This is a genomic window from Acinetobacter psychrotolerans, from assembly GCF_048552595.1.
Lineage (GTDB): Bacteria > Pseudomonadota > Gammaproteobacteria > Pseudomonadales > Moraxellaceae > Acinetobacter.
This window is the reverse complement of sequence record NZ_JBIMDK010000017.1, coordinates 1-12,377: the sequence shown is the minus strand read 5'-3', so window position 1 is coordinate 12,377 and position 12,377 is coordinate 1. Positions and strand designations below refer to the sequence as shown.

General features: G+C 33.7%; 11 protein-coding genes and 1 pseudogene. 5 read left to right on the top strand and 7 right to left on the bottom strand.

From position 1 onward, the window contains the following. A complete protein-coding gene (locus ACG94X_RS13415; protein ID WP_419384208.1) occupies positions 1-693 on the top strand; it encodes a response regulator transcription factor in 693 nt (230 codons plus the stop codon). Between the two features lies 1 nt (position 694). Next, the gene (locus ACG94X_RS13410; RefSeq protein ID WP_419384207.1) at positions 695-2,032 is read left to right on the top strand and encodes an ATP-binding protein; all 1,338 of its coding nucleotides are present in this window, start codon (positions 695-697) and stop codon (positions 2,030-2,032) included. A 224-nt stretch (positions 2,033-2,256) separates the two neighbouring features. Here ACG94X_RS13410 and ACG94X_RS13405 read toward each other — a convergent pair whose 3' ends face one another. From ACG94X_RS13405 to ACG94X_RS13385, 5 genes are all read right to left on the bottom strand, one after another. Beyond that, positions 2,257-3,015 (bottom strand): phosphatase PAP2 family protein, encoded by a 759-nt coding sequence (locus ACG94X_RS13405; protein ID WP_419384206.1) that lies wholly within the window; start codon positions 3,013-3,015, stop codon positions 2,257-2,259. 244 nt (positions 3,016-3,259) lie between these two features. Then, complete coding sequence (locus ACG94X_RS13400; RefSeq protein ID WP_419384205.1) at positions 3,260-4,447, bottom strand: ammonium transporter; 1,188 nt, start codon at positions 4,445-4,447, stop codon at positions 3,260-3,262. A gap of 469 nt (positions 4,448-4,916) precedes the next feature. Beyond that, a complete protein-coding gene (locus ACG94X_RS13395; RefSeq protein ID WP_419384204.1) occupies positions 4,917-5,411 on the bottom strand; it encodes a hypothetical protein in 495 nt (164 codons plus the stop codon). A 382-nt stretch (positions 5,412-5,793) separates the two neighbouring features. Then, a complete protein-coding gene (locus ACG94X_RS13390) occupies positions 5,794-6,753 on the bottom strand; it encodes a putative solute-binding protein (RefSeq protein WP_419384260.1) in 960 nt (319 codons plus the stop codon). A 345-nt stretch (positions 6,754-7,098) separates the two neighbouring features. Further along, the gene (locus ACG94X_RS13385) at positions 7,099-7,290 is read right to left on the bottom strand and encodes an alpha/beta hydrolase family protein (RefSeq protein ID WP_419384203.1); all 192 of its coding nucleotides are present in this window, start codon (positions 7,288-7,290) and stop codon (positions 7,099-7,101) included. Between the two features lie 226 nt (positions 7,291-7,516). Between ACG94X_RS13385 and ACG94X_RS13380 the strand changes: the two genes are divergently transcribed. The 3 genes and pseudogenes from ACG94X_RS13380 (at position 7,517) to ACG94X_RS13370 (ending at position 10,101) form a co-directional block, all read left to right on the top strand. Beyond that, complete coding sequence (locus tag ACG94X_RS13380; RefSeq protein ID WP_419384202.1) at positions 7,517-8,377, top strand: SDR family NAD(P)-dependent oxidoreductase; 861 nt, start codon at positions 7,517-7,519, stop codon at positions 8,375-8,377. Positions 8,378-8,526: 149 nt separating this feature from the next. After that, positions 8,527-9,522, top strand: a complete 996-nt coding sequence (locus ACG94X_RS13375) for a molecular chaperone DnaJ (protein WP_419384201.1) — start codon at positions 8,527-8,529, stop codon at positions 9,520-9,522. Between the two features lie 201 nt (positions 9,523-9,723). Further along, positions 9,724-10,101: pseudogene (locus ACG94X_RS13370) on the top strand (endonuclease domain-containing protein). Positions 10,102-10,122: 21 nt separating this feature from the next. Here ACG94X_RS13370 and ACG94X_RS13365 read toward each other — a convergent pair. Both ACG94X_RS13365 and ACG94X_RS13360 read right to left on the bottom strand, forming a co-directional pair. Then, a complete protein-coding gene (locus tag ACG94X_RS13365; protein WP_419384200.1) occupies positions 10,123-11,241 on the bottom strand; it encodes a hypothetical protein in 1,119 nt (372 codons plus the stop codon). 21 nt (positions 11,242-11,262) lie between these two features. Then, positions 11,263-12,246 (bottom strand): AAA family ATPase, encoded by a 984-nt coding sequence (locus tag ACG94X_RS13360; protein ID WP_419384259.1) that lies wholly within the window; start codon positions 12,244-12,246, stop codon positions 11,263-11,265. Positions 12,247-12,377: the final 131 nt, after the last annotated feature.

Genomic DNA, 12,377 nt, shown 5'->3' with positions numbered 1-12,377 from the left:
ATGACAAAAATCTTAATGATTGAAGATGATTTTATGATTGCTGAATCATCACAAACCTTACTCAAATTTCATGGTTATGATGTGGAGTGGGTGAATAATGGCTTAGACGGATTAAAAATGTTGAGCCAACAATCATTTGATTTGGTTTTATTGGATCTTGGTTTACCGATGATGGATGGGATGCAAGTGCTGAAACAAATACGTCAACGTTCAGGTTTACCTGTTCTGATTATTTCAGCGCGAGATCAATTAGAGAATCGTGTCGATGGGTTGAATCAAGGTGCAGATGATTATTTGATCAAGCCGTATGAGTTTGATGAGTTGGTTGCACGTATTCAAGCATTATTAAGACGTACAAATAATACAAATGCCCAAGGTGTCGTTCAGGATTCAGCAATTTTAAAAAATGGTGAAGTGGTTTTAGATGTAGAGCAGCATATTGCGACGTTAAGAGGTACCACCATTGAATTGTCGAATCGTGAATGGGCAATTCTCATTCCACTTATGACACATCCCAATAAAATCTTTTCAAAATCAAATTTAGAAGATAAGTTGTATGCGTTTGATAGTGAAATTAACAGTAATACCATTGAGGTTTATGTGCATCATATACGCTCGAAATTAGGTAAAGATATTATTCGAACGATCCGTGGTCTAGGTTATCGTTTAGGACAGACTCATAAAGCAGAATAATATGGATACGTCTTTTTCATTAAGAAAGCGTCTGATTCGCTATACATCAATTTTCAGTATTTTATTGGGCTGTGTTTTAGTCTTTTCTGCATACAAAATTTCTTTGGAAGAAATTAATGAAATTTTAGATGCACAAATGGTGTATCTGGCTGAACGTGTAGAATTAAATCCACGTCCGATACAAAGTCAATTTGATGTTCATAAACGCTACCATGAAGAAGACTTATTCATAGATGTTTGGATGTATTCAGAACAAAGTCATAAATCTGATCCGCTACATTTATTGGTTGAGCCTAAACAAAAAGCAGGCTTTTACAGCCAAAAATCACCACATGGCAGTTGGATTGCTTATGTGATTCCAACTCAAACGTACCAAATCCAAATCAGTCAGCAAGAGAAAGTAAGGCAGCATTTAGCACTGGAATTGGCTGCAAGTATGTTTTTACCTTATTTGTTGATTATTCCATTGGCTTTATTGGGTTTGATTTATATTATTCGCCGTAGTTTGAAACCACTCGAAGACTTTAAATCGGAACTTGCTAAACGTGATTCAAACTCATTAAAAGCCATTCCAGGTGGACAATATCCATTGGAGTTAGCACCGACAATTCAGGAAATGAATCATTTATTTGAACGAATTTCTGTAGCACAGCATGAACAACGCCAGTTTGTCGCAGATGCTGCACATGAACTTAGAACGCCAATTACTGCATTGAATTTGCAGACAAAAATTTTAATGAGTCAATTTCCAGAAGAAACCAACTTACAAAATCTGAGTAAGGGTTTGGCACGTATGCAACATTTGGTGACGCAACTTTTGGCATTGGCGAAGCAAGATTCAACCTTGAGTAATGAAGTACAAATCACGCAATTTAAATTGAATGATGTTGCGCTTAATTGTGTTGAACAACTGATGAATTTGGCAATGGAAAAGGATATCGATCTCGGCTTTATTCGTAATGACGATATTGTGCTGAAAAGTATTGAGCACAGTATTCATTCAATTATTTTTAACTTAATTGATAATGCGATTAAATACACGCCTGAGTCTGGAATGATTAATATTTCAGTATTTGCCGATGTGGATCATTTTGCATATGTGCAGATTGAAGACAGTGGTTCAGGTATTGATCCTGAAATGTATGACAAAGTGCTGAAGCGTTTCTATCGTGTTTATCACCACTTAGAAGTGGGTAGTGGCTTAGGTTTATCGATTGTCGATAAAGCGACTCAACATTTGGGTGGTGAATTAAAATTGTCGAGAAGTGTAGAATTAGGTGGATTAAGTGTATTGGTTAAAATTCCAGTCCAGTTGATACAGAAACCTGATTCAAACTGAGCTTAAGTAAATAACTCAAATCAGTATTTTAAAATTCAATTGGTTGAATATTCGTATGATTAAGATTCAACCTTTATACATACTGTAATTCGTAATCGTTACACCCATTTCATAACTCTGAAAATGAACCATAAAATAAATCACAGCCAAGATGAACCTGATGCGTTGTTTAGTCAGATTTTTTTCATAGATCAGTTTTAAAATTATCCAATCTAGATTTTATTTTATAGAAAGTCTTTACGGTGTTTGGCTTGAATAGGTGCAATTGTTCTTGTGGATATATTGATATTTTTGAAATATTTACCCATGACAGCATAGGATTGTGAGTAGAAAACTCGATAAAGAACTAAATTAAAAGTAAAAATGATCCAGCCAGTCCATAAGTTATGACTGAGAAAATGTGCACCTCGCATCATTTGTCCCCAACCTGTTAAGAAACCCAGAATTAATCCAAGTACTAAAAATAGGTAGGCAATTTTTGGCTTTGTTGTTCTAAAAGCAAAAAATCCAGCAATGAGAGAAAAACCTGTACTGGCATGACCACCTGGGAAGCAATGACCGTGGGTCGCTGAAAAATCCCAGATATAACCTAAAGTTGTTTGATGTGTCATTGACCATGGGCAAGCATGTGCAGATTGTGATTTAACAATTCCAATAAATACCGTAGATAAAAGACTCACCCAAAATAAATAGCCGAGTTGCCACTTATATTGTTTTAATTTTTCAGATTTAAAAGAGGCAATCCAAGTTACCATTACACAAACGTAGAAAACAATCACTATGTACTTGATGAGCTTATGATTAATCTCAACTAAGAACCAATTATCCTTGAGTAGGAATTCTCCAGAAGTGCTGATCCAAGGTTGGATCATCTGCATATCGATTGCACCGCCTACAGGAAAAAATAACCAAAGGATTAAAAATAATATTCCTAATATCAAACTGTTTCTAATGAAAAATTTATTCGACTCTGAGAATGACATACTGCACACATTCAATTGCAATTTATTGATTGCAATTTAAATATATGAAAATTAAAAATGACTTAATTTTGTACGGGAAACTTAAGTTTCTTAGTGCAAAGATTGGCGATTTTAAGAAGAGATATACGATATTTCTGCTGCTAAATTTTTAAGAATATGATGATCAGTTTCAATTGAGTCATTATGACTCAATTGAAAAGACAATCACTTTTAAATATTAATCAAAAACATCAACGAATATAAATTAGAACATCGCATCTTCAGAATTTGCAGAAATTTTATGAATAGATAAATCTGCGCCTCTAAATTCTTCTTCTTGGCTTAAACGGATGCCTATGGTTGCTTTCAGAATACCGTAAACAATGAATCCGCCTGCTAAAGCTAAGGTAATCGCAAGCACTGTACCAATCAATTGTGACATGAAAGATACGCCACCTAAACCACCAATCCATTGTTGACCGAATATACCGACAACAAGACCACCAAAAGTACCGCATACACCATGCAAAGGCCAAACACCTAAAACATCATCAATTTTTAACTTATTTTGTGTATAGGTAAACAATTTAACAAAGATAAAACCTGCACAAATACCAATAAATAAAGCACTCATCGGATGAACAATATCTGAGCCTGCGCAGATCGCAACTAAACCTGCCAATGGACCATTGTGTAAAAATCCGGGATCTTCTTTTCCAAAGAAATTTGCCGAAAGTGTTCCGCCAACCATTGCCATGAGTGAGTTAATCGCCACAAGCCCAGAAATCGCATCTAAGCGTTGTGCGCTCATAACATTGAATCCAAACCAGCCCACAATCAAAATCCAAGAGCCTAAGGCAAGGAAAGGGATTGAAGAGGGTGGATGTGCGCTGACACGACCATCTTTTTTATAGCGACCATGACGTGCACCAAGAAGCAGCACAGCAGCAAGTGCAATCCATCCACCCATTGCATGAACGACAACAGAGCCTGCAAAGTCATGAAAACTTGCACCAAAAGTATTCTCTAGCCATTTTTGTAGCCCAAAATTACCGTTCCATGCAATTCCTTCAAAAAATGGATAGATCAGCGCGACTAAAAACAACGTCGCAATTGCTTGTGAACGCATTTTTGCTCTTTCTGCAATACCTCCTGAAATGATTGCAGGAATGGCCGCAGCAAAAGTAAGTAAGAAAAAGCAACGCATTAAGTTATAGCCGTGTTCTGCAGTTAAGGTCACACCTGTATGGAAAAAATGTTGCCCATACGCAATGTAATAACCAATAAAAAAGTAGGCAATCGCAGAGATTGAAAAATCTGTAATGATTTTACTTAACGCATTCACTTGGTTTTTATGGCGTACTGTGCCTAATTCTAAGAATGCAAAGCCTGCATGCATTGCTAATACTAGAATGGCACCAAGTAGTAGAAAGAGAAGATCGATATTTTGCATAGTATGGTTCTATTTTGGTGCGATTGATCACAATTTAGATTCAGTATAGCGATAGAATTGATCAGGGAAAGGGGTTCATTATCGGGAAAAATTGATTAAACAATTCAAAATATTACTAAGACTCGATATAAAGCAAAGCGATGCACTCATTTGGATTTTTTGCACTCATATGAAGCGATATAAAATTCAATATTTTTTATAACATACTGATATTTAATTATAAAATTAAAATTGAGAATTTAGCCTTCATAAAGTTAATATGTTTTTATAATTGGAACGATTAAATATTGTGAGTCATATTTTTGTAATTTTTGAATATTTTATTTAATCTAGCTACATAAAAGATCAGTTTTAAGGCATTAAAACTTAATTTATGATCAAAATAGTCGCATTTAAACTATATTTTGTAACTTTTACTTATCTCCTCGAACTTGTTAAAAACGAATTAATAATCACAGTTGAACCAATATTATGAAGACTTTTTAGTAATAACACTTCCGCATGATTTTTTCTTATATTCGAAACGATCTTTTTTATATTCATGTCCATTCCATTTATAAACCAAAAAACATGTACTTGAATCATTAATAGAAATATCGGGCCAACCATGTCTGCCATAGGTCGTTAAAAACTCAGGTGTTCCTTCGCTATTAAAGATCTTCGTCCATTGTTTATTTTTTTGTTGAGTTAATAAATAAAAGCCGCTCCCTAAACGTGAATAACATTTCGAACCACCATCGAATACGATTGCATCTGGGCGACCATCTTTATTGAAATCTCCATAGGAGGGAATATGCACCAGACTACAACGGCTTTCCCATCCCACGCCTGTTTTTTTAAACTTTGCTGCTTTAAATATTTGAATTTTTTCGCTCTCTGGAACTTTTGGCAATTCTGCTAAAGTGAGCTGTGGCACTAAAAAGAGTAAAAAGCATAGTTTTTGATTTTTTGTTATTTTCATCATGTTAAAATAAAATGGCTTGATATGTATCACACTATTTTAATATGGAAATTTTTGCAAGTCTTTATCATGTACTTATCATTTTATATATTCATTGAATTTATATGTGAAAATGATAGAACTTAGCGAAAATGCTCAATCAATTTGAGTGTTATCTATGTGTCTTAATGCTATTGCCGAAACTTAGGATTTTAAAAGGTCTTTCATGGTAAATGCTGGTTATCTTTATAATTGATGTAAAGGTTCTATTATTAAAATAAAGCAAAAAATTCATTCGGTTATAATTAAAAATGTAATTTTTGTAGGTAAAGAAAGTGATTATGGATGGTTGAAGTGATTCAGCAGAAGTAATTTTAGGTTATTTCTGCTGAATATTTACAGCTATTTATTCGTCATTGAGTACGCATTCAAAACTACTTGGGTTTTGTTTACAGCGTACTTTTTTAAGAAAACTCATCATTTTTGGGTCGTAAACGCCTTCTTTAGTGAGCTGAATACGTGCTTCACGCATCATTTTGACATAACTCAGTTGTTCTTGCGGTGGAATAATCATCCAATATTTAGCTGGAATATCTTTCTCATATTTCGCTACGATATTAAATGTGCGTCCTAATTGACTCGAAACCCATGTGCGAGATTGTTGTCCAAATCCTTCTGGGAATTTATCTTTACGAATAATAAAGTTTGCAGAAATTTGTGTTAATGGGAATTTGACAATCCCGCCTTTATCACCGAGCCCTTTATAAAGTTCGAAAGGCTTAAAGGCAACAATAGGTGCAGGGATAATATCTAATTCATGATTATTAAATCTTGCACCTGCATTGGTGACATCTACAGAAACGGCTTGAGCACCAATCTGTTGTACTAATTTAGGTTGTGCCTCATCGTATTTAAATACACCAATTTTTTTACCTGCCGCTTTGGCAAGTGTATCAATTTTACGGTTGGTCACAAATAAATAAGCAGGGCCAATGGTGCCTAAACCTGCGATTTCATATGGCCCATTAATCATAGATTTTGCAGCTTGTGGCTTAGATAATAACTGATAGGCTGTAATGGCCGTTTTCATGTCGGTTAATGCACCGATAGCATCTAATGAACCTGTATATTTATTAAATTGGCGACCACGTAAGCCACTGATAATTGCGCCATCACATTTTCCAGCCTTAAGATCATCGGCAGCAATACGTTCATCTACATATGCTCTGAGTTCGATATTCGCATTCCACTTTTTTGCTTCTAAGGCATAGTCTTTTGCCAATGCAAATGCATCGCCTGCTTTCCCTACTGGATCGAATACACAGACTGTTTGTTTTGCAAAAGCACTCACGGAAAGACTGAGCATGGTAGATGTTAATGCAATTTTTAAAATACGCATTTTACGTTCCCTGTATTAACATTAAAATGGTGTGTGTTATATCAAACAAAAATTCTTCATTGCAAGATATGGCGGGATGATGAAAAGTTTAGGTCAATAAATCCAACAAATGTCTGTTATTTGTTTCCAAAATTTATCCAAGAAAGCCTGCTAACCATCTTCTTGCCTTAATACTGTCAGCTTTACTTTCTGAGACAAAAGGCACAATTGCCCACGCATGCCACATTTCCGTCCAAATATCCAAGGTTACGTCTACCCCTGTGCTTTTGCTCGTTTGGCAAACTTTCGACTGTCATCCAATAAAACTTCTTTTCAACCAACCTGCACATAGAAGGGAGGTAAATCTGTAAAATCTGCAAATAATGGTAAAAGTAGTGGGTTCTTACGATCTATTGTGACGGCATAATGGCGGGCAAAATCACGCTCTAAAAAATATGTTCCTAAAAATGGGTCACGATGATCTAGTTTTTTTGGCTGGCAGAATTTAAAGTCAAATCTAACCACTGATTGTAAATAGATCCTTGATGGTTTTTTTGATTATGAAATTTTTATTCACAAAGTATGACTTATAAAATAAATAGACTATGCAAAAAACATATGATGACTTAACTTCATCATTATTTTGAATATTTTAGATTCTATTTTGAGAGTTGATTTTGTAATACGAATTATCCTGAATTAGCATTAGTTTCATCACGCTGTACTTGCTTATTTTTATTGATTTATCACTATGACCACGGAGAATATTTTGAACAAAATACATGCGGATCAAACTTTATCGGTTGTGATTACGGGCGGAACACGTGGAATTGGTTTAGGTCTAGCGGAAGCATTTTTAAAGTTAGGTTGGTCGGTGGTGATTTCGGCACGAAATACGCAGCAGTTAAATCGTGTCGTTATCGAGTTAGGTCAACGTTATGATCCACATCGAATTTTTGCTGTCACCTGTGATGTAACTGAATATCAAGATTTGCAAAAACTGTGGGATGAAAGCATTTTAAAATTTAGGCATGTGAATGTTTGGATCAATAATGCAGGAACGTGTAATGCTGCAAAAGCATTTGCTGATATTAGCAGTACAGATTTAGAAAGTGTGGTCAAAACAAATGTTCTTGGTAGTTTGTATGGTTCGCAAGTGGCTTTTAAGGGAATGATTGCACAAGGTTCTGGACAAATTTTTAATATGGAAGGTTGGGGCAGTCGTGGTGAATGGAGTGCAGGAATGACTCCTTATGCAACCAGTAAACGAGCCGTTGCTTATTTGAGCCATGCTCTGAATAAAGAAGCAAAGAATAGTAATGTTCTGATTGGAACTTTAAGCCCAGGAATGGTAGCGACTGATTTATTAATATCTTCTTGGCAACAAGGTGAAGTTAAAAATTGGTATAAAATGAAGTGGTTATTTATGTTTATTATTGACCCACCTGAGCAAGTTTGTGGTTATTTAGCCAAGCGTATTAGTCAAAATAAGAAAAGTAATGTTCGAATCACATGGATCACGCCGTGGCGTTTATTTTTAAGATTTTTCCAACCGTATTATTGGAAACGAAATCCTGTGAAGGGTACGGCTTTGGATCATCTCAAAGAATAATGATTTGATTTACAATAGAGTGTTATTTATAAATTTTATTGCTTTGAAATCCCTTCAGTTCTTGAGCAGGATAATGATCAATATGTGAAGGATAAAATGATAACTGGATAAATTCAGGTATAATTTTTCTTTTGTATTGTTTCATTATTATGTCTTTCGATTTAAAACATATTGCTCAACCACAGGCTGCATTTTCACCGCAGCATAAAAAATTAAATCGGTTGATTGATCAAATTGAACAGCAAAAAATAGAACTTTCTAAATGGCAAAATTCACAGGCTGAGATCCTGCAGCATGTACGGCAAAAACTGCTGCCAATTTATAGCGAGTTACATCAAATTTTATTTGCTCAATTAGAACGGCTTTGGGCAAATGTGCAAAGTGATGAATTTTCTAAAGCTGAGCAGCAATTACTTGATGAAAAAACTGCTGAACTTGCAAAAATACTGAAAAAATCAAAGTCGCTTTCAAGCCAACAACATGAATTTGTGAATAAAATTAATGTGTTTTATTTTCAATTACGAAATGAAAAAGTTAAGGCTAAAGCTGTTATTGAAACTCAAAAGCTAGTATTAGAAAATTCAGTACCAGTAGATGATGAAATAGAAGAGTGGGATAGTGAAAAATTTCAGCGTGAACGTGAGTTGCATAAGCAAAAGAAACAGCAAGAAAAACGTGAACAAGCTGAAAAAATGGCAGAGCAATCGCTTAAAACCGTGTATTTAAAAATCACTGCGATGATTCATCCTGACCGTGAACCCGATGAAGAAAAGAAGGTAGAAAAGACTGAGTTACAACAAGTTGTGAATGAAGCGCATACGCAGCAGGATTTGTATTATTTACTAAAATTGCAGTTACAACTTGAACAGAATAAAGGTACGAGTTCAAAAGCTTTAAGTGCTGAACAAGTAAAGTTGTATCAACTGGCTTTGGAAGGGCAAAGTCAGAAGTTAGCACAGAAAATTAATGAAATTATTGAAGGTTTTTATATTTCTAAGCCTGTGCGGTCTGAAGCTGAAGTGTATAAAGCTATTGATGCAGATGTGGTGACTTTAAAACAGCAAGTGAAGTGGGAAAAGGAACGGTTGAAGTATTTTGGCAAAGTGAGTGGGTTGAAAATGTTGATGGAGAGAGGAGTGTTGTAGCAGCACTTCTCATTGACTAAAAAAATATCTCTCCCTTGCGAAGCAGTGCTTCTCATCTCTTTAATTTTCCCCTCACCCCCTTGCGAAGCATTGCTTCTCATCCCCGAGGGAGAGGGAGTTGTAATTGATTTAATCCCGACATAAATTTAGGTGAAGTTCCCTCTCATTTTAGGAGAGGGCTAGGGAGAGGAAGTAAGAAAAATGATAGATTCAAGACTACTTGAATTTGCCAAAACCATGCGAACGAATGCCACAGATGAAGAGCATTTAATGTGGCAATTACTTCGTGCTAAGCGATTTATGAATCTTAAATTTCGCAGACACGAATATTGTCGATTTTTACTGTAATGAAATTGGTTTAGTGGTTTAGTGGTTGAGTTGGATGGTAGTCAGCACAATATGGATGATGGTAAAGAATATGATGCTGAACGGACTCTTTTTTTAGAGGCTTTAGATTTAAAAGTGGTGCGGTATTGGAATCATGAAGTGCTGCAAAATACTGATACGGTTTTAGAGCATCTTTGGCAGATTTGTTATGAGTTGAAAAATACCTCTCCCTCACACTCTCCTAAGAGGTGAGGGAAAAGTAAAGTTAAATTTTCAAGATAGTCTAATTTTAGGAAGGGCGCATGATAACCAAAAAATTGTTTCACCGATCTCAAACCAAGCCTTACTTGAATAATCATCTTTAATAATATTGAAAGATTCATCTATAGGCATTTTTTCAAGCACCTTAATTGTACTCTCTAGAGTCTTTTGTGTACCAGCGGGTAATATTTGGCATACATTATCTTTTAATTGGGTGTGTATTGTACATATATCATTAACTATATTGCATTCTATAGGTATTCCTTCTAAAGCTATTTTTTGTAATATAGTATGCCAAAACTCTTTTTTCTGAGATTGTGTTTGACTAATTTTAGTCAGAAACTTCTTAGTTAATCCATTTTTTATATCGATATATGGATATAAAAGGACTTGATGTTTACCTTCAATCTGCTTAATTTTTTGAATATTTGATAAAGGAAATTGTTCAATCTTTTCAAGTAATGATAAAGGAATTAAGTTTTCTGCCTCTCTGTAGTCATTTGTTGAGGAAAATTTACTTAACCAAGAATTTTTATTAATACTCCTAATACATTTTTTTGCAGTATCTGTGTCGAGACAAGTAGGGCTTTCTTTATCACTATCAAGAAAGCAGAAAATATGATTAAGTTTTCTATTAAGGAGATTGTCTAGCTCATTGTAAGTAGTACTACCTCCGCCACCATGGAAATGATTTATCAAAATAAAAGGTTTGTAATCATTGCTTGTTTTTTGAAAGTGTTGTGCAGTAAAATTTAAAAATTTAGAATCATTCAAATTTTCACCAAGAATTACTATTCCATTTACTAAAAAACCATATTTAACATCTGTGAGAGATATTATCCATTGATTATCAGAATTATTAATATTACTTTTATCTTTAACGATGATTTTGTAAGGTATTTTTTCTAAGAAAGCATTCATCATGCTATAGTTTTTATATGCAAATACTGCTGCATCTCTAGCTATTCTTGAAAGACTACTATTATCAAAAAAAAATTTAAGTAATTTTCTTGGAGCATTAAGGATATAGTTTCCTTCAGCATAGCCTGTTAATAAAAACTCAACTTTGCATAAATTGTCAGGATTTTCTAAATTTAAATTTAGAATAGATTCATCTAAATAAATATACATGTCTAAAATACGCAAATTAAGTTAAAGAAAGAAACCAAATGGCCAATTGATCAAACTACCTTTGTCATCAAAGGTAGCCTCTGTAATTTGTGTATCATGTAAATCATTGTTAAAAATGAGAATTTGAACATCATTTTTATCAAGTTTTTTTTCTTCAATTAATTCACCTATTCTATTTATTAGGTGTGGGCTATGTGTCTCATATATAAAATTATATATTCGCCCAGATTTTTTAATTTGATCTATGATGTCTATTGTAATATCTGCTATTTTTGCTTGATATGCTGGGTGTAAATGTAATTCAGGTTGCTCAACTACCAAGCAACCTTGTTCATCATTGTTATTATATACAGCACTCCATAGTTGTAAAATAACAGGTAAAATTTGAGAATATCCGACACCTAAATCAGCTAAATTAATTTTTTCATTTTTTATTTTATCAAGTAATAAATTTAAAGTGATATGTCCTTTATTTGACTCAGTGATAAATTCTAAATTAAAATGTTTATAAATCAACTTTTTAAGGGCGTGGTTTGTGTGGTGCTCAACTAAGAACATCGCAATATTTGAACCTTTGGAATCTACCTCATTTATAGCTAGTTCCTGTTTTCTATAATATCTTTGAGCAGTTGCTCTTAAAGGTTCTAAATATTGTACTTTTCTAAAATATTTAGATATTGATGTATCTATATAATTTAATATCTCGGGAAGCTTAGATATAATGAAGATATTCTCATAATCAGGTTGATTTTTTATATCTAAGTTGAAAATAGGATAAGGTATTTTTTTCTTAATTTTTTTATCAACTTTGTATAAAAAATCATATGTAGATTTTGTTAAAAGTTCTGAATAAAATTCTTCATTATCTGTATCTTGTATTTCATCTGTTTTTATGAAATCTTTAATTAATTTTAAATATATAAAATTTTTATAATTAAAATATGTGAATTTTCGATCTGCTGTGATTTGTTTTTTTTCATGATTAATTGTGAAATTTGGAAGGATTTTATTTTGAGTGGTTGTGAAAATTTTGTCGTTAGGCAGAGTAAAACTTGAAGTGCGACATAAACCACCTAATTAATTTAAAGGGTTTATGGAGTATATAAAATTGTCATACCATCATCTTAACTTTGAAG

Excerpts from the sequence above, each read along its gene's own strand:
- ACG94X_RS13415 (WP_419384208.1), top strand. The coding sequence starts at position 1 with ATGACAAAAATCTTAATGATTGAAGATGATTTTATGATTGCTGAATCA.
- ACG94X_RS13410 (WP_419384207.1), top strand. The coding sequence starts at position 695 with ATGGATACGTCTTTTTCATTAAGAAAGCGTCTGATTCGCTATACATCA.
- ACG94X_RS13405 (WP_419384206.1), bottom strand. The coding sequence starts at position 3,015 with ATGTCATTCTCAGAGTCGAATAAATTTTTCATTAGAAACAGTTTGATA.
- ACG94X_RS13400 (WP_419384205.1), bottom strand. The coding sequence starts at position 4,447 with ATGCAAAATATCGATCTTCTCTTTCTACTACTTGGTGCCATTCTAGTA.
- ACG94X_RS13395 (WP_419384204.1), bottom strand. The coding sequence starts at position 5,411 with ATGATGAAAATAACAAAAAATCAAAAACTATGCTTTTTACTCTTTTTA.
- ACG94X_RS13390 (WP_419384260.1), bottom strand. The coding sequence starts at position 6,753 with ATGCTCAGTCTTTCCGTGAGTGCTTTTGCAAAACAAACAGTCTGTGTA.
- ACG94X_RS13380 (WP_419384202.1), top strand. The coding sequence starts at position 7,517 with ATGACCACGGAGAATATTTTGAACAAAATACATGCGGATCAAACTTTA.
- ACG94X_RS13375 (WP_419384201.1), top strand. The coding sequence starts at position 8,527 with ATGTCTTTCGATTTAAAACATATTGCTCAACCACAGGCTGCATTTTCA.
- ACG94X_RS13365 (WP_419384200.1), bottom strand. The coding sequence starts at position 11,241 with ATGTATATTTATTTAGATGAATCTATTCTAAATTTAAATTTAGAAAAT.